Raw genomic sequence first — 23,845 nt, 5'->3', positions numbered from 1 at the left:
TTATCACGAAACAGGCGGGTCCGTGTTCAATCCACTTTGATTCCGCGGTAACGGGCGGGTCCGGTTAACTTAGGGGGATGGCTGATCGGTTGAAGGATCGGATCCCCTTGACGAGAACGCCTCGGAGTTGGAAGCTCTTCATCGGCCTGATGTTGATATTGTTGTTCAGTATACCGCATGAGATGTCTTTTATACAAGGGGCTCTTCGGATTTTTGTGCTTCTGTTACATCGTGGCCGCTTTGTTCGCACTTCCCTGCTTCCATCCGGCAGGATGCTCCGCATCCCAGCGGAAGGTCCATGCGGCTGCGCCGAGGATAAGGATCGTGAAGCCTGCGAGGATCAGCAGGGGCATCCAGATGCCGGAGATATTGCCTTGCGGAGAAACGGCAGTGGACATGGCATCGACCAGGTAGTGGAACGGCTGCAGTTTCCCCAGGATGACCACCCATGCAGGCGCATGTTCTAAAGTATAGAAGGCTTCACTTGTCAGCAGCATGGGAAAACTCATCAGGTTCGAGATCATGTTGACATTGCCCTCATCCCTGGACAGGTTGGCTGCCAGAAAACCGAGTGCGGTAAAACAAACGGTGCCGATCAGAAGGACAAGCAGCATCAGCGTGAGCCCAGTCAGGCTTAGCTTCACTCCGAGCCTAAATAGACTCATGAGAATGACACACACGCTGACGAGCAGTGCCAGCACGGTTCGCGCCCCCGTCATTGCGGTAATGAACGAGACGGTACGAAAAGGTGTCACCCGCAGCAGCTTATAGATGCCGCGGTTGCGCTGGGCCATGACATTAAACGCGGTAACCATCGTGGCCCCAAACAAAATGTTGGTTGTCAGCACGCCCGCGAGGAGTCGGTGAGAATAGGCGGCGTCGTTGAAATATAGTCCCAATCCGATCAGCATGGCAATGGGAAAAACGATGTTCCAGACCAGGGTATGGGTGTCGCGGAACATGCTCCGCAGCATGGTGGTCATTATGATTCGCATAGATATTCCTCCTAAGGTTTTTATTCAATCGGTCGTTATTCCTGTTCATCAGTCAGTTGGATATACAGTTGTTCGAGGCTATCTGTTTGGTAATAGCTGAGGAGCTCATCCGGCGTGCCGGAAGCTTTCACCCGCCCATCACAGATGAGCACCAGCCGGGAAGCGAGTTTATGAACCTCCTCCATGTCATGCGAAGTGAAGACGATCGAGGTGCCCTTGTCTGCCAGGGAACGGATCAGCTCCCGGATATCCCGGCGTGCCCGCGGATCCAGTGCAGCGGTGGGCTCATCAAGGAACAGCAGCTTGGGTGTATGGACTAGCGCAATGGCAATGGCGAGTCGTTTCTGTTGGCCTCCCGAGAGACGAAGCGCATCGGTTTTGGCAGCATCCGCAAGCCCGCAGCTGCTAAGGTGGTCGATGAGCACCGCATCCTTGAGCCGCTTTCCATAGAAAGCAGCGAACATTCGCAGATTCTCAAGGGCCGTAAATCCCGGAAAGAAGGGAGTGGATTGCAGCTGAAGCCCGATATGCGGGGCAGGATCCTTGGTCCAGTAGGTGACCGTGCCGATATCGGGTCGGCGCAAGCCCAGCACCAAATCCAGTGTCGTTGATTTCCCCGCGCCGTTCGGACCGATGATTGCAAGCACTTCACCTTCCCGTATATCCAGAGCCACATCATGTACGACCGTTCGCTGACCATAAGTTTTTCTTAAACCTTTCGCTTGAATGAGAGTAGGTAACATCATCTCGTGTTCACGCTCCTTATTAACCAATATTATATATCCAATGTTGGATATTGATCGGAAATGAAAGCCGCAGCTGATGCTGAGGCTTATTCTTGAACGAGTGTTATGATCTTGTTGAGAAAGGCGATGTCTTGTTCCAGGATCGAGATCGCATTGTCGAAGGTGGCCAGGGCGATTTTGGATAAGCCGTACTGCCCCTTGATTTCTTTACCTGAACGCCACTGTGCAAGCGATTCTTCCACCTGCTTGAGGTTCTGCTGCAGCAGTTCAACCGCTTCCTGCTTCGGAACGCTCTCGATCCAGACCAAACCGAGTGAGAAGTCGGATTTGACGGTGTGGGGAGGAAGCGTCAAGGTTTCACGGATCATCTTCTGAAATAACTTCTCGCCTTCATCCGTAATACTGTAAATTTTGCGAAGTCTCGCACCGGTCCGCTCTTCAGCAGTGGCTGCAATCAGACCGTCGCTTTCCATCTTGTTAAGTGCATAATAGATGGAGCCGGACAGTATATTCGTCCATATGTCCATACGGCTGGCCTGAATAAGCTGCTGAATTTCGTAGCCGTGCATCGGACGCTGGCGCAGGAATGAGAGCAGGATGAGGTTGGTCATGTTGGGTCACTTCCTTAGGATGTGTATGTGAAGAAGAACTTCATAACTGGATATCCAACGTTGGATATATATTGATAGTTATTATAGAGTCGATGGAATGAATTGTCAATAACCTGCGGAAAAATAGGTAAATGTCCCAAATGGATTGAATGAAAGCGATTTAACGTTTAGTCTAGTAGTGTGAACTAGTATGGCAGTTGGATGAGGAGGCTATAACGTCGATGAATTACAGACAATTGGGAAATACGGAGCTTCACATTAGCGAGGTCAGCTTCGGCACATGGGCGATCGGAGGCTCATGGGGGCAGACCGATGATCAGGAAGCCTTGAAGGGATTGGACCGTGCCATCGGCGAGGGCGTGAACTTCTTCGATACCGCCGACGTTTATGGCGATGGGCATGCCGAGGATTTGCTCGCGCGCGCAACCAAAGGGAGGGAAGATTCCGTGCATGTCGCCACCAAGTTTTGCCGAGCGGGTGATATTCACGATCTTCAGACCTATTCCGAAGCGTCGATCCGTCGTTATTGCGAGAACAGCCTGAAGCGGCTGCAGCGTGAACGGATTGATCTCTATCAGGTTCACTGCCCTCCCTTCGCGGTGTTGAAGGACGGGCGAGTGTTTGAAGTGCTGGACAAGCTGCAGGCCGAGGGGAAAATCCGGCATTACGGCGTCAGCGTGGAGACGGTGGAGGAAGGTTTGTTTTGCCTGGGGGTACCTGGCGTAAGGTCGCTGCAGGTTATCTTCAACCTGTTCCGCCAAAAACCGCTGGCCCAGCTGCTCCCGAAAGCCAAAGCGTCGGGCGTCGGCATTTTGGTGCGCTTGCCGCTTGCCAGCGGTCTGTTAACCGGGAAATTTACGGAGACCACCACCTTCAACGAAGGGGATCACCGGAATTTCAATGCGAACGGGGAGCAGTTTAACGTGGGCGAGACCTTTGCCGGCCTGCGGTTCGAAAAAGGGGTTGAGCTCGCCAGAGAGCTCGCTTGGATTGCCGAGGGCCGAGGCGACATGGCCCGTGCATCCATGCGATGGATTCTGGACTGTCCCGAGGTCACCGCCGTGATTCCCGGCTTCCGCAACGTTCGCCAGATCGAAGACAATCTGGGCACGCTGGACGTGCCTTCGTTCAGTATGGAGGAGAAAGAGCGCCTTGCGCTTTTTTATCAGGAGCAGGTAGCCATGCACATCCGCGGTGCCTATTAAGCCGAAATCCGAGGTAAATCGTAGAGAAGCTCCCCGATCATTCGGGGGCTTTTTGTGTAGGAGGAGGGCTTTGTACAGAACGAATGCAGCTGCCGCAGTGCTGCTTTAAAGCATATCCTATGCTTGATCATGGTAATGATACTATAATATAGGCAAAGAATTCTGAATCGGAATGTGTTCAGCAGGAGGATTGCCGTTTTGAATGACTTGTTGAAGCGGGAGCATGACATCATCAAGGTTTGCTTGTTAGCAGGAAAAATTATGTTGCAAAGCGGTGCGGAAACCTATCGGGTCGAGGATACGATGATGCGGATCGCTGCGGCTTTCGGCGTAGAGAACAGCCACAGCTATATGACTCCGACCGGGATTATCTTCTCGGTGGAGGAGCCTCAGCATATTACGCGGCTCATTCGTATTTCGGATCGGACAACCAATCTCGATAAGATCCATCAGGTCAACAGCGTGTCTCGGAGCATAAGCCTCGGTGAGCTGACGATTGAAGAGGCACACAGGGCGCTTGAGAAAATCGAGCATGAACAGGCGATTTATCCGACATGGCTGTTGATTCTCCTGTCCGCGATCGCAAGCGGCTGCTTTCTCATTATGTTTCGCGGCATCTGGCCGGATTTCGTACCGGCGGCCATAGCGGGCGGTCTTGGCTTCTCCTGCTTTGTATTCATGCATCGGGTCATACCGGTGCGATTCTTTGCCGAATTCTCTGGAGCGCTGGTCATCGGCATAACCTCCGTATGGATGGTCAGATACGGACTCGGCCATCAGCTGGATACGATCATTATCAGTTCCGTGATGCCGCTGGTACCGGGCTTGCTGATCACGAATGCTATCCGCGATCTGATGGCGGGGCATTTGATATCCGGCTTGTCCAAAGGCGCGGAGGCATTTGTTACGTCCTTTGCCATCGGTGCAGGTATTGCATTTACGTTGTCATTCTAAGAGATGAGTGAGTGGAGGTGAAGATGGTGGCAACCTTTTATATACAGCAGCTCATCACGAGTTTCGTTGCTTCGGCGGCCTTCGGGATCCTATTTAACGTACCCAAAAAAGCACTGCTGCAGTGCGGGTTTGCCGGCATGGTGGGCTGGCTGCTCTACATCCTGCTGCAGAACATGATGGTTGAGCCGGTGACGGCTACCGTGTTTGCGGCTTTTTGCGTGACAATGATCAGCCATTTTTTCGCCAAAAAATACAAGACTCCCATTATCGTGTTCAGCGTGTCAGGGATTATTCCGCTCGTGCCGGGCGGTGTTGCCTATAATGCCCTTCGCCATGTAGCCCAGAATCAATTCGATCAGGCCGTCCAGCTGGGGGCGCAAGCGTTCATGATTTCAGGCGCCATCGCGCTAGGTTTGCTGCTATCGGAGGTGACCAATCAGGTCATCCGGAAATGGTCGATAACCCGGAGAAGAGCCGGAAAACCCAATTCGACCGGCTCATCGTAGGATCTTGCGATTTAGAGAGACCTAACTAACACATCAGGATGCTGAACAGATTCGGATGGTTTGGCTTGCAGCTGCTTACTGGCCGTATCTTTCGCTTAACTGCGGGGGATGCGGTTTTTTTTGAGTGCACTGAAGGGTATGTCCCCTGCGTGAATATTTTTACATAAGTTTCATGTTATTCCTTTTTATTGTCCAAATCCTCGCTGTGCTATATAATCTTTACTGCATGAAATGAAACCGCATTCAATTCTATTCAATCTATCGATATCGTACACTGACCGTCAGATGAAGATTCCTAGTCCATCAAAGAAGAGGGATGTCCATGCAGGAGTTGACGCTGCATCTGTTCGAACGGATGGGCATGCTGCTCATCCTGACGTTTATACTGACGAGAATTCCGCTGTTCCGCCAATTGCTGGACCGCAAAGAGATGTCCGGCACGCGGATGTTCATCTATTCTTGTCTGTTTGGCCTCTTCGGCATCCTCGGGGTGTATGCAGGCGTTGTCGTGGAGAATAGCGAATCAAGCTCCTCCTTCTGGCTGATGCGGCTGACGGAGGAGCAGGCTCTGGCCCATTCCGCCCTGGTCGGCGTTGTGATTGGCGGGCTGATTGGCGGGCCCCGCGTTGGCATCGGGGGCGGACTTCTGGCAGGAGCCCATCTCCTGTATATCGGCGGCTACACGGGGCTGGCTGGAGCGATCGCCGTACCGCTTACGGGCGCCCTGGCCGGGGGCGTAGCCCGATTCTTCTCGCAGGAGCGGGTGATCTCGCCGGCAAAAGCGTTATTCGTCGGCATGTTCGCCCCGATCCTGCACATGGGAGTTATTTTGATCTGTGCGGATGAGCCGGACCGCGCGGTTGAGCTGGTCAACCTGATCGGTCTGCCGATGGTGCTGACCAACAGCATATCGATTGCGATCTTCACGACGATGCTGCGCGTTGCGCTCACCGAGGAGGAGCGGGCAGCCGCGTACGAGACGGAGAAGGCATTCCATATCGCGGAAGCGGCGCTGCCCCATCTGAAGCAGGGCTTAACGTACCGAACGGCTCAGGCCGTGGCCACCTTGCTGCTGCGCGAGCTGAAAACAACGGCCGTCGCCATTACGGATACGGAGCGGTTCCTGGCCCATGCCGGTGCCGCCAGCCGTACCATTGATCCCGGAGAAGAGATCGCATCCGACTTGACCAAGAATGTCATTGCGACCGGCGAGCTTCGGATCATAGAGAATGCGGAAGATATTCAGCCTCGTCATCCGGCGCTCGGCGCCGCCATTCTTGTCCCGATGATCGAGGGTCACGAGATCGTGGGCGTCATTCAGTTCTATTTCAAGCGGCCCCAGGATATTCGGCGCGTCGAGCTGGTGATGGCCCAAGGGCTTGGACAGCTCATTTCCTATCAGCTCGGGGCCACGGCTCACGAGAAGATGAGCCATTTAATGAAAGAGGCGGAGCTGAAGCTTCTGCAGGCGCAGATCAATCCGCATTTTCTGTTCAATACGCTCAACGCGATCCATTCGTTGATCCGGAGCGATCCGCTGCTGGCAAGGCATGCCACGATGCAGCTGGGGGCGTTCATGCGCTTGAACGTCAAGGTCATGGCCTCCCGCAGAACGACCATTCGTGAGGAAATGGAACTTTTGAATGCTTATCTGGACATTATTCAAATCCGGTTCGAAGATCAGTTCACGTTTGAATGCCAGCTGGATCCGGTGCTTGGCGAGCTTATGATTCCGCCTGCAACGCTGCAAATGCTGGTGGAGAACAGCATTAAGCACGGCTTGCGCGATAAGGCGAGCGGGGGCATCATCCAACTGACCCTAAAGCGTGCGGGCGATCTGGCGGTTGTACAACTGCGGGACAACGGGGCAGGCATCTCGCCCGAGGTGCTGGACAGTCTCGGCGAACAGCCGATCATCGGCAGCGAGGGTACGGGAAACGGCATTTACAATATCAATCAGCGTTTAATCAGCATGTTTGGCAAGGAGGCCAGACTCATCGTAGAAAATCTTGCAGAGGGCGGATGCAGCATATCCTTCAGCATCCCCTGCAGTCTATCGGAAGGGAGCCGGTACCGTGAAGCGAATTAAAGCGATGATAGCCGAAGACGAACGATTGGCAAGGGAGGAGCTGGCTTACCTGCTGGAACAGGAGCCTGATATCGAGCTGCTTCCTCATGCCGCAAACGGCCGGGAACTGCTTGAGCTGGTTCCCTTACGGCAGCCGGATGTCGTCTTTCTCGACGTTCATATGCCGGAACTGGAAGGATTGCAGGCTGCGCGAATGCTGAAAGCCTCCCCGATCTCCCCCTTCATTGTGTTTACGACAGCCTATGACGAGTATGCTGTCGAGGCGTTTGGTCTGAATGCGATTGACTATCTGCTGAAGCCTTACAGCCATATGCGATTAAAGGAAACCCTGCAGCGAATACGCAGCAGGGTTCATGAAGGGCAAACCCCGCAAAAGCAGGAAGCTTATGATGTCATCCCACAGGCAGCCTCGTATCCTTCCACTGAGGCTGCTGCCCGCAGCATGCGCGGAAAGCTGCTGTTCGATGATGGGGACAAGCATGTGCTCGTCGATCCCGAGGCGATACTGTACGCGGTGCGCGAGGAGCGGGTCATCCGCATCTGGACGGCGGAAGGCCAGCGGATTACGAGCAAGAGCACGCTGCAGGAGTTGGAGGAGAAGCTGGCAGGTTACTCGTTCTTTCGTCCTCATCGCAGTTACCTGGTTAACGTGAACCGGATTGCAGAGCTGTCCCCTTGGCAGAACGGCGCTTACAATATTGTGCTAAAGGATGAGCAGCGGACGATGATTCCCTTGTCGCGGGAAGCTGCCCGGGATTTGTTCCGGTTGCTTAGGGAGGCATAGGGGGAAGCGCGGAAGGACGGTGATGGTCTCCCGGTTCAGGTGGCATATCCGCCCTTTCGCACACCCTATCGGACGTTTCGCGCAGGAGCTGTGGTCGCGGGCAATCCTCCTGTATATAATCATTCTAAAGCGCTTTCATTCATGGGAGACGCCATAGAATCCTGATCGTTAATGGAGGGAAAGGCAATGGAAGAAAAAAGCTATACCGAAGTATGGCATTCTGAAAAATTCAAAACGCTGCTCTCCCGCAAGAAACGGTTCATTATTCCGATGACCGTCTTTTTTCTTCTGTTTTACTTTGCGCTGCCGATTCTCACTTCGTACACCGACGTGTTGAACCACCCTGCGATCGGCCCGATCACGTGGGCATGGGTATTTGCATTCGCGCAGTTTGTCATGACATGGGTCTTGTGCATCCTGTACTCCCGCAAGGCGGCCCAGTTCGATCGTATGGTGGACGATATTAAAAAGGATATGGGGGCGTAATCGACTATGGCTATCGCGTTGTTTTGCGGAATTGTATTGCTCACGCTGATCATAACGTATTACGCTGCCAAGAAAACAACCAACACCAGCGACTTCTATACGGCAGGCGGAGGGCTCAAGGGCTGGCAGAATGGGACAGCCATCGCCGGCGACTATATGTCTGCTGCCTCCTTCCTTGGCATCGCAGGCTCGATCGCGTTAGTCGGCTTTGACGGATTCTTTTATAGCATCGGTTTCCTTGTAGCTTACCTGGTGGTGCTGTACCTTGTCGCCGAGCCGCTTCGGAACCTCGGGAAGTATACGGTGGCGGATATGATTGCCGCTCGTTTCTCCGACAAGAAAGTGCGCGGCGTTGCAGCGCTGAACACGATTTCCATCTCCATCTTCTACATGATCGCGCAGCTGGTTGGGGCAGGCGCACTGATTAAGCTTTTGTTGGGACTGGACTATGTCACGTCCGTGCTGATTGTCGGCGTGCTCATGACGATCTATGTTGTCTTCGGCGGCATGCATGCCACGAGTTGGGTTCAAATCTCGAAGGCCGTGCTGCTCATGGCTGGCACGTTCATCATCTCGCTGATCGTATTCGCCAAATTCGATTTCAGTCTGACCCAGATGTTCCATCATATGAAGACGGCTACGCCGCTGCAGGAGGCATTCCTGAACCCGGGGAATAAATACAAAATCCCGCTGGAGACGCTGTCGCTCAATCTTGCGCTCGTACTCGGCACGGCAGGTCTGCCGCATATTTTGACCCGATTCTTTACCGTTAAGGACGCCAAGACGGCACGCAGCTCCGTGGTATACGCTACCTGGATTATCGGCATCTTCTATGTCATGACGATCTTTCTCGGTTTTGGGGCTGCCGCCTTTGTAGGCGCGGCGGATATTACCGAGGTCGATAAAGCGGGTAACATGGCTGCCCCGCTCCTGGCCAAAGCGATTGGCGGCGATTTCCTGTTCGCGTTCATCTCGGCGGTTGCGTTCGCGACAATCCTCGCCGTGGTGACGGGGCTTGTGCTGTCCGCGGCATCCGCCTTCGCCCATGATTTCTACGGCCAAATCGTGCGCCGCGGTGAATCGTCGGAGAAGGAGCAGCTGAAGATGGCACGGTACGCATCGATTGGCGTATCCATTGTCTCCATTCTGCTCGCGCTGTTCGCTCAGAAGATGAACGTAGCATTCCTTGTCTCGCTCGCTTTCGCTGTTGCGGCCAGCGCGAATTTACCTGTCATCCTGTTCACGGTGTTCTGGAAGAGGTTTAATACGACAGGCGCAGTGACCGGGATGCTGACCGGGCTGATCAGCACGGTGATTCTTGTGGCGCTTAGTCCGAATATATGGGATCCGGCCGGAAAGGCCATTTTGATTGGCGATCCGATCTTTCCGATGAGCAACCCGGGCATCATCTCTATTCCGCTTGGCTTTCTGGCAGCTTATATCGGCACGCTGTTATCCTCCTCCAAGGATGAAGCGAAGTATGCCGAAGTGCTGGTCAAGGCCAATACGGGCGCGTAATCCGGATTCGATTCTTTGACCAAAAAGGGTGTATCCAGCTGCTTGGCAGCACGGGGGATCGCCCTTTTTTTGTCATTTTATCGTAAAATAAAGATATAACATGACTTTCAGGCTGAAGCGGAAGGAGGCATGCAAATGAACATATCCGGCATCGTTTTTTTTCTGGCGATTGTGGTCGGCACGTTAATGATTACGTATTATGCTGCCAGGCGGACAACGAGCACGAATGATTTCTATGCAGCGGGCAATCGTCTGAGCGGGCTGCAAAACGGCTTGGCCATTTCCGGTGACTATATGAGCGCGGCGTCCTTCCTTGGCATCGCGGGCTCCATTGCGGTGTACGGCTTCGACGGCTTTTTCTATTCGATCGGCTTTCTAGCCTCCTATGTGATCGTGCAGTACATCATAGCCGAGCCGCTTCATAATCTGGGCAGGTATACGATGGCGGATGCGGTGGCGGTCCGGTTCAGCGAGAAACGGCTGCGCGGATGTATCGCCGTCAACAACATGATGATTACGGTGTTCTACATGATTGCCCAGCTGGTCGGTGCCGGGTGGCTCGTGCATTTGCTGTTCGGGCTGGAAACGTCGCTCGCCATCGTGCTGGTCGGAGGCTTAATGACCATTTACGTCACGTTCGGCGGCATGCTCGCGACTTCCTGGGTGCAGATCGTCAAGTCCATATTGCTGGTGAGCAGCACTTTTATCGTGAGTCTCATCGTGCTGGCAAGATTCGATTGGGATCTGCTTGGTTTATTCGAATCCATGAAGCGGGCGACCCCGTTGCAGGAGCAGTTTCTGATGGCGGGCAATATGTTCGACCACCCGCTCGACATGCTGTCGTTTAATATGGCGCTGGTGTTAGGGACAGCGGGACTTCCGCATATTATTGCGCGCTTCTACACGGTAAAAGACCCGCGTACGGTCCGTTCTTCGGTCAAAACGGCAACGTTCACGATCGGCATCTTTTATGCTATGACCATTTTTCTTGGATTTGGGGCGGCTGCCTTCGTCGATTGGTCCGTTTTGTCGGAGCGGGTTGAGCTGGCGGCGCCGCTTCTCGCAAGCGCATTGGGTGGTGAATTCTTAATGGCCTTTGTATCGGCCGTTGCTTTCGCAACCATATTGGCTGTGATCTCGGGGCTTGTGCTGACGGCATCCTCCGCATTTGCGCATGACGTCTATAGCAGCATTTTCCGCAGAGGACGGGCGACCGAGGCGCAGCAGATGAGAGTGGCCAAGCTTTCGGCCATTGGGGTTGGCACTGCTTCGATTGTGCTCGCCCTCGGCGCGCAGAAGCTGAATGTGGCATTTCTTGTTTCGTTTGCGTTCGCGGTTGCGGCTTCGGCTAATCTGCCGGTGCTGCTGTTCACGCTATTTTGGCGGAGATTTAATACGTATGGGGCCATGTCGAGCATTGCCGCCGGATTGATATCCTCCTTGCTGCTCATGGCCGTGGGGCCTAACGTCATGGATCCCGGGGCCGGCTGGATCCGGGCGGAAGCGATTTTCCCGCTCAAGCATCCGGGTATCGTGTCCATTCCGATTGGTTTCGCTGGCGGTATTCTCGGTACCCTGCTATCCGGCAAAGTCGGCTCAAGCGGCCGATTCGAGACGATGCAGGCCATTGCCCATGTGGCCCCGGATGAGATTCGTACCCGCGAGCCGGGGTGACGCTTCATACCTCGGGATTATCCCTTTCGATGCTTCTTGCTTTATTTAATGCCAAGCCGCATGCGGTAGCTGAGCATAACGGGAAGTGTCCGCCCTTGGAAGTGCTCCTCGACCAGCGCATGGAACTGTGCGATTTTATCGTTCAATTCGGTTTGTTTCAGCTTGAACACGGTCTGGATACCGCCTTGACTGACGGCAAGGCCGGTATATCGTTCGGCGGTGAACGGCTCTATATGATGGAATACGATCTCCTTGGAAAACCGGAACACTCCGCTCTCCCGGATATGCTTCAGATGCTCGTTCTTATTCCCTTTATAGGCCTTTTCCTGTGCCTCCACATGGCGGTCGATGGTGGCCTCTGCCCATTCGATCAGCTCATGGTAGGATTGCTCGACCTTCCAGGTCAGGCTCGGCGGCCAATCACAATCATATACCGCGAATATCCCTTCCTCACGCAGAACGCGGGAAACCTCCTTCAACGTGCTGGCCGGGTCCATCCAGTGGAAGGATTGGGAACAGGTGATGATGTCCGCGGACTGATCCGGGAGCGCCAATTGGTTCGAATAGCCGGAGACAAACCTGATGTCGGCAAGCTGCACACCGTGGCTGCCGTCAGCCTCTTCCTGCAGCGACTGCAGTTTGGCCATGGCCTTGCCCCGCATATCGTCATTCGGTTCAACGCCGATGATCTGGTCCGCTGCGTCTTTCCATGCAAACGAGGATAGTCCCGTTCCGCATCCCAAGTCGACAACGAGAGAGGGCTTGCGCTCCAAATAGCCTGTCAGCAGGGTGACAACCTCCTGGGGAGCTTCGGGGCGATGCTGGTCATAGGTATCCTCAAAGCCGGTGAAACGATCCACGTTGCTGGCACGGTTGCCATCGGGAACGAAATCCTTACTCCACACTTCGGTCATATCCTTGGTCATCATTATTCATCTCCTTATCCGGGTACATAAATCGGGCCTTGCAATTGGAGGTCTTGGCTGCTGCGAGTCAGGATTCATGCTCCAGTTGATGTGTCCTGCCGCTCTAATTCCATCATATCATAGGAAAGGAACTTATTAACAGATAGGCTTGACCCGGGTGGTGCCGATGCGGGTACAATAGAGAGATCGAATGAGGAAGAGGGATGCGTATGAAGACACCAATATCACCGAAGGGAATCTTCTTCGATGTGGATGATACATTGTATGACCATCTGGCGCCTTTTCGCGATGCCGTTCAGAAGGTTGCCCGCCCTGATGGCACGTTTCCATATGAAGCCGCTTATCATCGGATGCGTTATTACAGCGACAAGCTGTCTGTAGAGCTCGGAGGGGCTGGCACGGCGGCATACGGGGAAGCGGTTGAGGATATGCGCAGACGTCGGTTCCAGTTAGCGCTGGCTGAATTCGGCGTAGGGCTGACCCTTGAGGAGGCGGAAACCGTACAGCAAGCCTACCTGGAGCGGCAGTATAACATCACGATGTTTGAAGGCGCCCGGGAGCTTCTTAAGAAATTGACGGATGCCGGGCATGTCGTTGGCTTGATCACCAATGGTCCGGCAGAACACCAGATGAACAAAATCGCGGCTATGCAGCTGGGTGACCTCATACCGGAGGAGCGGTTGTTCGTATCCGGTGCGGTGGGCTGGGACAAGCCTGATCCACGGATATTCCACCATGTGAACCGGCTGACCGGCACGGAGCCGAAGAGCTCCTATTACATCGGCGATTCGTGGCGCAATGATGTGGTTGGCGCATTGGCTGCAGGCTGGCATGTGATTTGGTTCAATCACCGGAGCGTTGGGCCGGAATCGGAGCATCAACCGCAGCATACCGTGGCGAGTTATGGCGAGCTGGAGCGGCTGCTGGATGAGGTTATCGGATAAAACATGCTGCGGCGAACGTAAGTGTCACCGGAGCAGGACTATGTTAAAGAATTATCGCGGCCAGGCCCTTTAAGTATGAGGGTTTGGCTTTTTTTATTGCTTAATATTCAACCGGTTGGTTGACTTTATGAGTTCCATCCATTATATTTAACCATATGGTTGAACATAATGACGAAGAACAACTGGATCACATCTTCCACGCATTGGCTGATCCGACCCGAAGAGAGATGGTGCGCATGATCGCATCGCAGGAACGGACGGTATCTGAGTTGGCTGAACCGTTTGACATGTCGCTTGCGGCAGCCTCCAAGCATATCAAGGTGCTGGAGCGCTCCGGCCTGCTCGAACGGTCCATCCATGGACGGACGCATACCTGCCGTCTGAACCCGAGTGTCATGTCCAGGGCGCTGGAATGGCTGCAATTCTACGAACGATTCTGGACCCGGCAATTTGATGTGCTTGAACGCGAGCTGAACAAAGCGAAGAGGGGGGAGCACTAGAAGAATCCTTAGGAATACCGCTGAACATCCTGGACAACGATGAGTAACGTAGGGAAATAGACGCAATACCACTTTTGATAAGAGAAGGATGATTGACATTGGAGGATGCCTCTACAACCACGCTGGTCATGAAACGTCAATTTGAGGTAGCACCGGAAAGAGTATTTGATGCCTGGTTAAACCCGGACATGATGCGTAAATGGTTGTTTACGCTGGAAGCGACGAACAAAATCGCCCGTAACGATCCGCGCGTGGGCGGAACCTGGGAGATTGTTGATGTGCGGGAAGGCAAGGAGTACCGGGCCATTGGAGAGTATCTGGTCATAGACCGGCCGCGCAAGCTGGTGCTCACCTTCAAGATGCCCCAGTTCAGCGACACTGTGGACCGCATTACGGTGGAGTTCAAAGCCGTGGACGCAGGATGCGAAATGACGTTCTCCCAGGAGATCGTTGTCCCTCATGAGGAAGACTGGACCGCAGAGGATATTGAGAAAGCGCTGACCGAATACCATGACCAAACCGAGCATGGTTGGGGTTATATGTTTGAGGGGCTGAAGCAGCTGTTAGAGACAGGGAAGATAAACTATCCATCCTAAACCAATGAATAAGGGAGCGTGTGTATCGATGAAGAGTGTGACCCCGTTTTTAATGTTTCAGGGCAACGCGGAAGAAGCCATGAACCATTACATTTCCATTATTGAGGATTCCGAAATCATCAGCATTACCCGTTATGGCCCCGATCAGCCGGGAGCCGAGGGAAGCGTCATGCATGCCACCTTTTCGTTGAAGGGACAAACGTTCATGTGCATCGACAGCAACGTGAAACATGAGTTTACGTTCACGCCTTCCTTCTCCATCTATCTGACTTGCGAATCCGAAGCCGAGATCGAGAAGGTGTACGGAGCACTAATCGATGGCGGAGGTGCGATGATGCCGCTGGACAACTATGGATTCAGCCAAAAGTTCGGCTGGATCGCGGACAAGTTCGGCGTATCCTGGCAGCTTAACCTGCCAAGCGAAGCGTAGTCTTGAGCAGGTGATTCAGGTATAGGGACGGGCCCGGAAGGGGCCTGTCCCTTTTTACGCTGAGCCGCAAGGAAGGCATTGCCCAGCTCGATGCTCTCAATCAAGAGCCGTGCTGTCCCTCACCCTCACCGCCACCCGAACGGAAGAATATAACAATGCGGAGCCCCAAATCCCATGCCGCGGCTTACTCCGTGTACTGCTTTCGGAATTGCAGCGGCGATAGGCCGAAACGTGCGGAGAAGCGGCGGGAGAAATAGGGCGGATATTGAAATCCCACATGCTCCGCGATTCGAGCCATGGACCACTGGGTGGTCAGCAGCAGCCGCTTGGCCTGGTCCAGGCGGTATTGAAGCAGGTATTCCGTAGGCGTTACGCCGTGCGATTCCTTCATGCAGCGCGTCAGGTAGTTGTAGTGGAAATGCAAGTCGGACGATAAACGTGCGTTGCTGATGGGCTCGCGGTAATGCATTTTGATATAGGACTCCACCTGCTCCGCGACTTTGCGTACCCGCGATTGTTCCTGATCCGATCTCGACGGGTCCAGCAGCTCCAGCAGCTCGATAAACAGCGTTTGTTCGCGCCAAAATGCCGTGGACCTCGGTTCCGTTGCCAGCAGGTGCAGGGAATCGAACAGCTGATAGGCTTGCTCCGGATAAGGGATAAGGCCATGCCTCGGCAGCTTTATGTTGTGTGAGATCGAATCATCGCGGGCTGCGCCTGATGCTGCGGTCTGAAAATGCAGCCAATAAAAGGCGGTTTCCTCCTGACACCCCTGTACGGCGTAATGGTATGCATCCGGTAATAATACAACGCAATCCCCTGCGCCAAGCGCCCACTGCATATCCTCCTCGCCCAGGAACAAGCAGCCGCATTGAACCAGGATGAGATCGTAGACGCCAAGGTTTCTCCGGTTGGGATGCGACTCGCCCGGCATATAATGCGTTTTTCCGGATTCAAGGAAGTAGGGGAGCGGCGGTGAAGGAATGGAAAGAACACTCCGTTCTGTCATGGTATCCCCTCCAGGTAAGTGTGAAATCGTATAAGAATTTAGGTCATTTCTGTTATCGTTTTCATCCTATCATAGAACGTAGAATGGGAAGTGTCGAGGCTTTATCATTCGAATCCCAAAGGAGTGTATATCCAAGATGATAACTCTTACTTCGCGTTCAGCTGCCGTCCCCCTTAAGCAAGTGAAATTGACGGACCCTTTCTGGTCCCGTTATATAGAGCTGGTAAGGGAAGTGGTGATCCCATACCAGTATGAAGCCCTCCATGATCGAATTCCGGGCGTGGAACCGAGTTATGGCGTGTCCAATTTTCGAATTGCCGCCGGCAGGGAGGAGGGGGAATATGGCGGTATGGTATTTCAGGACAGCGATGTCGCCAAATGGCTTGAGGCTGCGGCTTATTCGCTTGCCATTCATCCGGATCCGAAGCTGGAGGAGCAGGTGGATGAGCTGATCGATCTTGTGGCCGCTGCCCAGCAGCCGGATGGCTATCTGAATACATATTTTACGGTGAAGGAGCCGGAGAAGCGCTGGACCAATCTGACGGATTGCCATGAGCTGTACTGCGCCGGCCATATGATTGAAGCCGGAGTTGCGCATTACCGGGCGACGGGCAAGCGGAAACTGCTGGACGTGGTATGCCGCTTGGCGGATTACATCGATACCGTCTTTGGACCCGAGGATGGCAAAATCCATGGGTTCGACGGCCATCAGGAGATTGAGCTGGCACTGGTCAAATTGTACGAGGTAACCCAGGAGCCGAGATATTTGAGTCTGAGTCAGTATTTTATAGATGAGCGCGGGACGGAACCCCACTTCTTTCTTCAGGAGTGGGAACAGCGAGGGCAGAAGTCATTCTACCGCTCTGTACTGCATCCGCCGCATTTGGCTTATCATCAGAGCCACCTGCCAGTCAGGGAACAGAAGGATGCGGTCGGGCATTCGGTCCGCGCGGTTTACATGTATACGGCGATGGCCGATTTAGCTGCCAGAACGAAAGACCCTGCTCTGCTTGAGGCTTGCGTTAATCTGTGGCATAACATGGTCCGTAAACAGATGTACATTACCGGCGGGATCGGCTCCACCCATCACGGCGAGGCGTTTACCACGGATTATGACCTGCCGAACGATACCGTATACTCGGAGACCTGCGCATCCATCGGGCTGATCTTTTTTGCCCAGCGCATGCTGCAGCTGTCACCCAAATCGGAGTATGCGGACGTGATGGAGCGCGCGCTGTTCAACACGGTCATTGGTAGCATGGCTCAGGACGGGCGTCATTTCTTCTATGTGAATCCGCTTGAGGTATGGCCTACGGCCTGCCGTCATAATCCGGGCAAGTTCCATGTGAAGCCGGTTCGGCCGGGCTGGTTCGCATGCGCCTGCTGCCCGCCGAATGTGGCGAGACTGCTGTCGTCGCTGGGTGAATACGTGTATACGATGAATGACGATACGCTGTATACCCATCTGTACATTGGAGGCGAAGCCGAGGTCCGTCTCGGGAACGTGCCAGTGAAGGTAACCCAGACCAGCGCGCTGCCATGGGATGGGAATGTTACGCTTACGATTCAGCCTGAGCAGGCAGCCGAGTGGACCGTCGCTCTTCGCATTCCGGACTGGTCGCGCGGCAAAGCCGTTATGCGGGTGAACGGGCAAGAGGTGACCGTGGAGGATATTACCCAAGACGGCTATGCCTACGTGAAGAGAGTGTGGGCACCGGGAGATACCGTGGAATTGGCATTCTCCATGGAGATCCATCAAGTAAGAGCCAATCCCAACATACGGGGGAATGCCGGCAAGGCCGCGATTCAGCGCGGGCCGCTGGTATATTGCTTGGAGAGCGTCGATCATGGAGCGCCGGTATCCTCGCTGTCGCTCGCAGGCGATCCGAAGCTTCATTCCCGATTCGATCCGTATCTTCTTGGCGGAGCCGTTGTCATTGAAGGGGAGGGATGGCTTGAAGAGTCTGATGATTGGGGCGATGAACTGTATCGTTCCTCTCCGAAAAAGAGGCTTCCCGCATCATTAAAGGCCATTCCTTACTATTTATGGGGCAACCGCGGCGAGAATGAAATGGCCGTCTGGGTGCGCGAGCTGCCGCACACGGTGTAAGATCGTACAGCCCGGCTCTCCCGAATAGGGAGTTGACCGAGGAGCCAGCATACAAAGGATGCAACGGCAAAGCATGGACGATGCCGAACCACATAACATAAAGGGCTTGCCCAAGGTCGATGGACCTCGGGCAAGCCTTTTTTTATCCGAATCGGCTGCCTGCATTTATAACAGCTTCTTGATATCCTCTTCTATTTTTTCCGGAGTATCCGTAGGCGCAAAGCGCTTGACCACTTTGCCGCTGCGGTCCACAAGAAACTTGGTGAAGTTCCATTTAATCGCTTTAATGCCGAGTGCGCCGGGCGCTTCCCTCGTCAGATGCCTGTAGAGCGGATGAGCGCTTGTGCCATTCACATCAATTTTGGAGAATAGGGGGAAGGTGACGCCATGATTGAGCTTGCAGGCCTCCTCGATCGCGGAGTCCTCCTCCAGCTCTTGATTCATGAACTGACTGCTTGGGAAACCGAGAACGGCCAATCCTTGATCGCGGTAGGCTTGGTGCAGCTTCTCCAGGCCGTCGAATTGAGGAGCAAAGCCGCATTTGGTTGCTGTATTGACAATGAGCATGACGTCGCCTTTATAAGACTCCAGCGTTTGGGACTCGCCGCGTATCGTTTTTACTTCATATTCATAGATGGACATCGCCGTAGAACCTCCTCCAATGAGATGTATATACAATCAGAGTATATTCTTTCGCTGTAGATTGCAATTTGCTAGAAACGGCAGCGGCAATTATATGCTATTTGTATGACAAAAGATGGAATGCAATACATGATGCGGAAATATCAAAAGTAAAATTTTGTATTTTCATCTGGACTTATTTAGGAGATGTATGATAGTAGTAGAATAAGTGCTTAATCGAATGAACCAATAGGGGTACTGCTGAAATCATGTGTGGGAGGACGGTATGAGATTAAAAACGCAAATGCTCACAACGACGGTGACTAGCCTGCTGGCTTTTATGTTCATCGTCCTCATCGTCCTGGTGCCGAGGGATTTGAATCTGTCGGTGGACGGCTATTTAGTGGTGGCAAACTATTCCTTTGACATGGGTGAGTATGTTACGTATATTCGCGATTTTTTTGCAAATGCCATTCAGAACGGGACACTGGGAGAAACACGGTATATCGGCCAGACCTCGGAAGCGGCTGCTTTCGGAGCCGTCGGCAAAAGCCTGCTGGTTATTGTATCCGCTTTAATCCTTGGATTTGTGTTTGGCATTCTGAAGGGAGTCCTCGACTATAAATTGTCCAAGACCAAATTCAGTGTGCTGGGGCACTGGACCACATGGCTGTTCCAATCCGTTCCGGATTTTTTCCTGATGCTGATCGCCCAGTGGGTGCTTATTAAGCATGTTCCGGCTATCCGCTATTTTGCGGTTGACGGCTGGGAGGCCTTTGTGCTGCCATCGCTGCTCGTGTCGATTTACCCGATTTTCTTCATTGCCCGAATCACTTCGGCTTCTCTGCTTGCGCAGGAGGGCAAGTTATACATACTGCTGGCTAAAGCCAAAGGGCTGAGTGACCGAAAAGTCGTATACAAACATATGCTGCGCAACGGTATCGCGACCATCCTGACCCATCTTCCGGGCCTGCTCGTCTTCATCTTGTCCAATCTGCTCGTGGTGGAATATTACCGCAATTATCCGGGGGCGGCATGGAGACTGTTTCAGGCGCTGGACTTCAACACGTTCAGTGGAACCGGGTCCAATTATGAGCCGGGTGTCATTATCTATATTGCGTTTTCTTTCATGGTGCTGTTCATGATCGTCCAATGGATCAGTCAATCGGCACGCAAGTACTTTGATCCCCGATCAGAAATGAGGTGAGTCGACTTGAAGAATATCCCTTTATGGATTGGCGGCACGCTGCTTGCCTTCTTTGTTTTTGTTATGCTGGCGGGGCCGTATATGCCCTTTATCGACAAGGATTTGAAACAGGAAACCTCCAGATGGGTGATGAAGGACGGGAAGCAGAAGCTGACGCTTCCGCCCTATAAGCCTTCTTCGAAGAACTGGCTGGGATCGGATAAGAAGGGGGTCGATAATCTGAGCAAGCTGGTTGTGACCGCCAAGGATACGATCCTGCTTGTGCTGGGGATTACGGCTGTTCGATATGCGATAGGCGTGCCCCTGGGATTGATCGCCCGTAAGAAAAAAGGCTTCGTCCACCGGTTCATTACCTTCTGGAACCAGCTGTGCTCCTATTTGCCGCCGGTCTTCGCTTCGGCTCTGCTGCTTGCGCTGCCATTCTTTCTCTTCTCCCAGCAGCGGATGGGCTGGGCCATTCTGATTCTGGCCGGCGTTGAGGCCGGGCGGGTTGCGATTACGATACAGCAGCAGGCCCACAAAATGGCAAGTGAGCCTTACATGGAGGCCGGAACCGCGTTAGGACTTCGGACGAGAACGTTGACAAAGAATTATTATATTCCGGTCTTGTTCCCCGAGGTGATCGTCAACTTCTGCTTGGATATGGGGAAGGTCATGCTCCTGCTCGGCCAGCTTGCCATCGTGAACATCTTCCTCGGTCATGAATGGAAGGAAGTTAATTATTATGTCATGGAATTCGTGGAGACCGGGTATAACTGGGCGACCATTCTGTCCAAGCATCGAGCGGACATATGGTTAGGGAAGTTTCAATTCGTTGTGTATCCCGCATTTGCCATGATGCTGTTAATCATCACGTTCAACCTGTTAGGCGAAGGCCTGCGCCGTCGTTTTCAGGTTAAAGGCTGATCGGTACGTGGCCGCTAACGCGAATAACCGGAAGGATGAGAGTTTGCGCCAGGTGCTTTCCTATTTATTAGGACTGCCAGTGTCTGGTGAAACCGATCCTTCCGGTTTTTTTGATTGTGTAAAATGCTGCTGTTTACGCTTCTACAGGAATATCCGGGTGAGCCCAGACGGACACGCTGCCGCCGTTCACCGGAAAAAGAGCGAACCCATCCTTGCCGATCGTAATCCGATCCTGCCGTGTACGGGTCAGATCCATCCATATCTCCCCGGCTCGATGCTCGCCGACAAACATCCGCTTATCCCCGGCTTCGCCATTGGCGATGACCACCGCGCAGCCGGAAAACTCGATTTCCGGGATGCCGCGGCGGACCCAGCCGATCGTATTCGGGTGGTCAAAATAATCGTCCTGCTGGCCATACGCCCGATTCGCTCTGGCATACAGCAGCGGGTCAATCGCTTCCTTTTTGCCGGGAATGGGTTTCTCGCCGCCGATTCCGTAATAATCGCCATAGAAGACGGAAGGATAACCGTCCTTTCGCAGCAGGATCAACGCATAAGCGCTCTGCTTGAACCAATCCTCCACCCAGGATTCCAGCGATTCCTGCGGCTGCGAGTCGTGATTGTCCACAAACGTGACAGCATTCATCGGGTGCGATTGGACAAGCGTATCGTCAAAGATCGTCCGCAGGTCGAAGGAACGGCCGGCTTTGGAAGCCGCTTGGAGTTTATAATGAAGAGACACGTCAAACAGATCGATCCTGTAATCCACCGTATCCAGAAAGTCTCGGCAATCCTGAAGCTCGGGATTCCAAAACTCGCCCACGATGTAAAAATCATCTCCGCGCTTTTTCTTCATGGCAGTGGCAAATTCTTTAATGAAGTCATGGTTAATATGCTTGATCGCATCCAGCCGGAATCCGCTGCACTGCAGCGTATCCACCAGCCACTTGCCCCATGCGAGCATTTCCTTGCGTACATCCGGATGGCTGTAATCAAGGTTGGCAAACATCAGGTAGTCGTAATTGCCGAATTCATTGTCAACGTTATCGCTCCATGATTTGTTCTCGCCGACGATCCGGTAAATGCCGGAACGTTTGCTGATTTCGTCGTAATCGGTACCGTTAAAATGAGTGAAATTCCACTGGAACGAGGAGTATTGATCCCCTCGGCCGGGGAAAGTGAATTTGGTCCAACCCTCAATCTCGAATGGCTTTGATATATCCTTGGTCCGATCCATCTCGTCGACCTGTACCACCCGAAACCGCTCGGTTTCATCTGCGCCCGCCTTATGGTTCATGACCAGATCGACATAGACGGCAATTCCGTGCTTGTGGCAGGCCGCGATGGCATCAATCAATTCCTGCTTGGTTCCATATTTCGTGCGAACCGTTCCTTTCTGATCGAACTCTCCCAGATCATAGAGATCGTATATGCCGTAGCCATTGTCCTCTGCGGACGTAGCTTTTGTCACCGGAGGAATCCATACCGCATCGATTCCCGCCTTGCTCAGCTCCGGGGCTGCGTTCTTGAGTCGGTTCCAGTGCGAGCCATCGGCTGCAACATGCCATTCGAAGAATTGCATAATCGTATGATTTCGCTGCATACTTCCATCTCCTCTATCATGATAGCTCTGCATGTTTACTGCATACTAAGCTCAAATACCCAAGAAAGCAGGGGAGCTAAACCTTCCACCCGAAATGGGCGGACCGTCTCCATTTAGTTTTACCCTAAAATGGAAAGAAAAAGACGGGGGTTGTCGTATTGCGGCCATCCTAATATGGCTTGGATCCAGCTATTCACCACAAAAAAACCATCCCCTGCCGAGAATCTATCGCAGGGGATGGTTTTCCGTTTTGTACACTTTGGCTGCCTTTCGCTTACTTATGCCATGGCATAAGTAAGCAGAATCAGCAGCACGGTGGTGATGGACATGGCCAGCAGCGGCCGCCAGGCGCCGCGCACATCCTTCAAGTGGACATTCAGGCCAAGTCCGACCATCGCCATGGCAAGAATGAAGGAGGCTGCCTGAGAAATCGAATCTTTGATCGGCAGGGGAATGATCGGTTGTCCGGTAAATTCCCAGCTTCCCAGTACACTCGCTGCCATGAAGCCCAGCAGAAACCAGGGAAACTCCATCCGTGTATGACTCTGCATACGCCCGGTGCGCTTCATCCAGACCATAAGCGCGATACTGAGCGGTACGAGCAAGAATACGCGTCCCAGCTTCGCGAGCAGGCTAATCGCAAGGGCGTCCTCACCTGCTGGAGCAGCTGCCAATGCTACATGGGCGATTTCATGAAGACTGACACCCGACCACACGCCGTATTGGGTGTCTGTTAAGGGAAGCAGCGGCTGGACGAGGGTATAACCGATAGCAACAATGGTTCCAAGAAAGGCAATCAGCCCCGCACCTAGCGCAGTGTCCTTCTCCTTCGCCTTGAGGATCGGGGACACGGCGGCGATGGCCGCCGCACCGCATACACCGGTTCCAATGCCAAGCAGAAGGGACAAGGACATATCGGCTTTCAGCCATTTGGCAATCAGCAGAGTGAGCGCGATGGCAAATATGACGCTGATCACATCCCTCATCATTAAACCCAGGCCTTGCTGGAACACGATGCCGATATTCAGCTTAAGGCCATATAGAATAATTGCTAGACGCAGCAGCCGCTTGGCCGTGAATTGGATTCCTATGCGCAGTCTCTCCGGGTAACCTCGCAGCTGTCGATATACTGCGGCGATGAGAATCGCCCAGGCGAGCTGGCCAAGGTAGCCAAGGCCCGGCATGCTTGCTAATACGTAACCGATGAGAGCGATGACAAAGGTAAAGGCAATGCCGCCTGCTGTGGCGGGCAGCGTATGCTGTGTCCATCGAACCAGACGATGGACGTGTTCTTGTGATTTGGAATAGGCTGGCTCTGTCATTAGATGTAACCTCCGATTCGTTCGGTTGGTCTGAACCCATCGTATCCCATTCCAATGGATAAGAAAAATAAATCATTATAATGATCATCATAAGTAATATGTT

At 53.3% G+C, this 23,845-nt stretch carries 23 protein-coding genes; 15 read left to right on the top strand and 8 right to left on the bottom strand.

All coding sequences use genetic code 11. The features are described 5' to 3' along the window. Positions 1-224 precede the first annotated feature (224 nt). The 3 genes from BJP58_RS18340 to BJP58_RS18330 form a co-directional block, all read right to left on the bottom strand. Positions 225-995, bottom strand: coding sequence for an ABC transporter permease (locus tag BJP58_RS18340; protein ID WP_194540058.1), 771 nt, complete (start codon positions 993-995; stop codon positions 225-227). A gap of 35 nt (positions 996-1,030) precedes the next feature. Then, a complete protein-coding gene (locus BJP58_RS18335) occupies positions 1,031-1,741 on the bottom strand; it encodes an ABC transporter ATP-binding protein (RefSeq protein ID WP_194540057.1) in 711 nt (236 codons plus the stop codon). An 86-nt stretch (positions 1,742-1,827) separates the two neighbouring features. Next, positions 1,828-2,352, bottom strand: a complete 525-nt coding sequence (locus tag BJP58_RS18330) for a PadR family transcriptional regulator (protein WP_194540056.1) — start codon at positions 2,350-2,352, stop codon at positions 1,828-1,830. Positions 2,353-2,573: 221 nt separating this feature from the next. Here BJP58_RS18330 and BJP58_RS18325 point away from each other — a divergent pair, with 221 nt between their 5' ends. The 8 genes from BJP58_RS18325 (at position 2,574) to BJP58_RS18290 (ending at position 11,568) form a co-directional block, all read left to right on the top strand. After that, entirely contained in the window at positions 2,574-3,557 is a 984-nt protein-coding gene (locus tag BJP58_RS18325; RefSeq protein ID WP_194540055.1) for an aldo/keto reductase, read from the top strand. Between the two features lie 198 nt (positions 3,558-3,755). Next, entirely contained in the window at positions 3,756-4,511 is a 756-nt protein-coding gene (locus tag BJP58_RS18320) for a threonine/serine exporter family protein (protein WP_071218735.1), read from the top strand. Positions 4,512-4,534: 23 nt separating this feature from the next. Continuing rightward, positions 4,535-5,017 carry a threonine/serine exporter family protein gene (locus BJP58_RS18315; RefSeq protein ID WP_071218736.1) on the top strand — a complete coding sequence of 161 codons (483 nt, stop codon included), beginning with the start codon at positions 4,535-4,537 and terminating at the stop codon, positions 5,015-5,017. 322 nt (positions 5,018-5,339) lie between these two features. After that, entirely contained in the window at positions 5,340-7,106 is a 1,767-nt protein-coding gene (locus tag BJP58_RS18310; protein WP_194540054.1) for a LytS/YhcK type 5TM receptor domain-containing protein, read from the top strand. After that, positions 7,093-7,890, top strand: coding sequence for a LytR/AlgR family response regulator transcription factor (locus tag BJP58_RS18305; protein ID WP_194540053.1), 798 nt, complete (start codon positions 7,093-7,095; stop codon positions 7,888-7,890). The genes BJP58_RS18310 and BJP58_RS18305 overlap by 14 nt, the downstream gene beginning before the upstream one ends. Positions 7,891-8,076: 186 nt before the next feature. Further along, positions 8,077-8,376 carry a DUF485 domain-containing protein gene (locus BJP58_RS18300; protein ID WP_009593006.1) on the top strand — a complete coding sequence of 100 codons (300 nt, stop codon included), beginning with the start codon at positions 8,077-8,079 and terminating at the stop codon, positions 8,374-8,376. Between the two features lie 6 nt (positions 8,377-8,382). Next, positions 8,383-9,894, top strand: a complete 1,512-nt coding sequence (locus tag BJP58_RS18295; protein WP_194540052.1) for a solute symporter family protein — start codon at positions 8,383-8,385, stop codon at positions 9,892-9,894. A 135-nt stretch (positions 9,895-10,029) separates the two neighbouring features. Next, positions 10,030-11,568, top strand: coding sequence for a solute symporter family protein (locus BJP58_RS18290; RefSeq protein WP_194540051.1), 1,539 nt, complete (start codon positions 10,030-10,032; stop codon positions 11,566-11,568). Positions 11,569-11,609: 41 nt separating this feature from the next. Here the strand turns inward: BJP58_RS18290 and BJP58_RS18285 are convergent, their stop codons facing one another. Then, positions 11,610-12,494 (bottom strand): class I SAM-dependent methyltransferase, encoded by an 885-nt coding sequence (locus BJP58_RS18285; protein ID WP_194544980.1) that lies wholly within the window; start codon positions 12,492-12,494, stop codon positions 11,610-11,612. Positions 12,495-12,697: 203 nt separating this feature from the next. Between BJP58_RS18285 and BJP58_RS18280 the strand changes: the two genes are divergently transcribed. The 4 genes from BJP58_RS18280 to BJP58_RS18265 all read left to right on the top strand — a co-directional run bounded on the left by BJP58_RS18280 (position 12,698) and on the right by BJP58_RS18265 (position 14,964). Continuing rightward, entirely contained in the window at positions 12,698-13,438 is a 741-nt protein-coding gene (locus BJP58_RS18280; protein WP_194540050.1) for an HAD family hydrolase, read from the top strand. 155 nt (positions 13,439-13,593) lie between these two features. Continuing rightward, positions 13,594-13,938, top strand: a complete 345-nt coding sequence (locus BJP58_RS18275) for an ArsR/SmtB family transcription factor (protein WP_194540049.1) — start codon at positions 13,594-13,596, stop codon at positions 13,936-13,938. A 98-nt stretch (positions 13,939-14,036) separates the two neighbouring features. Continuing rightward, positions 14,037-14,534, top strand: coding sequence for an SRPBCC family protein (locus BJP58_RS18270; RefSeq protein WP_194544979.1), 498 nt, complete (start codon positions 14,037-14,039; stop codon positions 14,532-14,534). Positions 14,535-14,562: 28 nt separating this feature from the next. Further along, entirely contained in the window at positions 14,563-14,964 is a 402-nt protein-coding gene (locus BJP58_RS18265) for a VOC family protein (RefSeq protein ID WP_194540048.1), read from the top strand. 184 nt (positions 14,965-15,148) lie between these two features. On the opposite strand, the gene BJP58_RS18260 is transcribed toward BJP58_RS18265, so the two are convergent. After that, a complete protein-coding gene (locus BJP58_RS18260; protein ID WP_194540047.1) occupies positions 15,149-15,973 on the bottom strand; it encodes a helix-turn-helix transcriptional regulator in 825 nt (274 codons plus the stop codon). A 136-nt stretch (positions 15,974-16,109) separates the two neighbouring features. Here BJP58_RS18260 and BJP58_RS18255 point away from each other — a divergent pair, with 136 nt between their 5' ends. After that, positions 16,110-18,083 (top strand): glycoside hydrolase family 127 protein, encoded by a 1,974-nt coding sequence (locus BJP58_RS18255; RefSeq protein WP_194540046.1) that lies wholly within the window; start codon positions 16,110-16,112, stop codon positions 18,081-18,083. 165 nt (positions 18,084-18,248) lie between these two features. On the opposite strand, the gene BJP58_RS18250 is transcribed toward BJP58_RS18255, so the two are convergent. Further along, positions 18,249-18,725 (bottom strand): glutathione peroxidase, encoded by a 477-nt coding sequence (locus BJP58_RS18250; protein ID WP_194540045.1) that lies wholly within the window; start codon positions 18,723-18,725, stop codon positions 18,249-18,251. A 265-nt stretch (positions 18,726-18,990) separates the two neighbouring features. Between BJP58_RS18250 and BJP58_RS18245 the strand changes: the two genes are divergently transcribed. Beyond that, positions 18,991-19,911: an ABC transporter permease subunit gene (locus BJP58_RS18245; RefSeq protein ID WP_194540044.1), complete on the top strand. Its 921-nt coding sequence runs from the start codon at positions 18,991-18,993 to the stop codon at positions 19,909-19,911. Between the two features lie 6 nt (positions 19,912-19,917). Beyond that, complete coding sequence (locus BJP58_RS18240; RefSeq protein ID WP_194540043.1) at positions 19,918-20,817, top strand: ABC transporter permease subunit; 900 nt, start codon at positions 19,918-19,920, stop codon at positions 20,815-20,817. A gap of 133 nt (positions 20,818-20,950) precedes the next feature. On the opposite strand, the gene BJP58_RS18235 is transcribed toward BJP58_RS18240, so the two are convergent. Continuing rightward, complete coding sequence (locus BJP58_RS18235) at positions 20,951-22,420, bottom strand: alpha-amylase (protein WP_194540042.1); 1,470 nt, start codon at positions 22,418-22,420, stop codon at positions 20,951-20,953. Between the two features lie 278 nt (positions 22,421-22,698). Beyond that, on the bottom strand, positions 22,699-23,742 hold the full coding sequence (locus BJP58_RS18230) for a YeiH family protein (protein WP_194540041.1): 1,044 nt from the start codon (positions 23,740-23,742) through the stop codon (positions 22,699-22,701). Positions 23,743-23,845 lie beyond the last annotated feature (103 nt).

It is taken from the genome of Paenibacillus sp. JZ16 (genome assembly GCF_015326965.1).
Classification (GTDB): Bacteria; Bacillota; Bacilli; order Paenibacillales; family Paenibacillaceae; genus Paenibacillus_AQ.
Note: the sequence above shows the minus strand (reverse complement) of the source record. Positions and strands in the feature narration are given on the sequence as shown.

Coding starts and splice junctions, on each gene's coding strand:
- BJP58_RS18340 (WP_194540058.1), bottom strand. CDS start 995: ATGCGAATCATAATGACCACCATGCTGCGGAGCATGTTCCGCGACACC.
- BJP58_RS18335 (WP_194540057.1), bottom strand. CDS start 1,741: ATGATGTTACCTACTCTCATTCAAGCGAAAGGTTTAAGAAAAACTTAT.
- BJP58_RS18330 (WP_194540056.1), bottom strand. CDS start 2,352: ATGACCAACCTCATCCTGCTCTCATTCCTGCGCCAGCGTCCGATGCAC.
- BJP58_RS18325 (WP_194540055.1), top strand. CDS start 2,574: ATGAATTACAGACAATTGGGAAATACGGAGCTTCACATTAGCGAGGTC.
- BJP58_RS18315 (WP_071218736.1), top strand. CDS start 4,535: ATGGTGGCAACCTTTTATATACAGCAGCTCATCACGAGTTTCGTTGCT.
- BJP58_RS18310 (WP_194540054.1), top strand. CDS start 5,340: ATGCAGGAGTTGACGCTGCATCTGTTCGAACGGATGGGCATGCTGCTC.
- BJP58_RS18300 (WP_009593006.1), top strand. CDS start 8,077: ATGGAAGAAAAAAGCTATACCGAAGTATGGCATTCTGAAAAATTCAAA.
- BJP58_RS18295 (WP_194540052.1), top strand. CDS start 8,383: ATGGCTATCGCGTTGTTTTGCGGAATTGTATTGCTCACGCTGATCATA.
- BJP58_RS18290 (WP_194540051.1), top strand. CDS start 10,030: ATGAACATATCCGGCATCGTTTTTTTTCTGGCGATTGTGGTCGGCACG.
- BJP58_RS18285 (WP_194544980.1), bottom strand. CDS start 12,494: ATGACCAAGGATATGACCGAAGTGTGGAGTAAGGATTTCGTTCCCGAT.
- BJP58_RS18280 (WP_194540050.1), top strand. CDS start 12,698: ATGCGTATGAAGACACCAATATCACCGAAGGGAATCTTCTTCGATGTG.
- BJP58_RS18275 (WP_194540049.1), top strand. CDS start 13,594: ATGGTTGAACATAATGACGAAGAACAACTGGATCACATCTTCCACGCA.
- BJP58_RS18265 (WP_194540048.1), top strand. CDS start 14,563: ATGAAGAGTGTGACCCCGTTTTTAATGTTTCAGGGCAACGCGGAAGAA.
- BJP58_RS18260 (WP_194540047.1), bottom strand. CDS start 15,973: ATGACAGAACGGAGTGTTCTTTCCATTCCTTCACCGCCGCTCCCCTAC.
- BJP58_RS18255 (WP_194540046.1), top strand. CDS start 16,110: ATGATAACTCTTACTTCGCGTTCAGCTGCCGTCCCCCTTAAGCAAGTG.
- BJP58_RS18250 (WP_194540045.1), bottom strand. CDS start 18,725: ATGTCCATCTATGAATATGAAGTAAAAACGATACGCGGCGAGTCCCAA.
- BJP58_RS18245 (WP_194540044.1), top strand. CDS start 18,991: ATGAGATTAAAAACGCAAATGCTCACAACGACGGTGACTAGCCTGCTG.
- BJP58_RS18235 (WP_194540042.1), bottom strand. CDS start 22,420: ATGCAGCGAAATCATACGATTATGCAATTCTTCGAATGGCATGTTGCA.
- BJP58_RS18230 (WP_194540041.1), bottom strand. CDS start 23,742: ATGACAGAGCCAGCCTATTCCAAATCACAAGAACACGTCCATCGTCTG.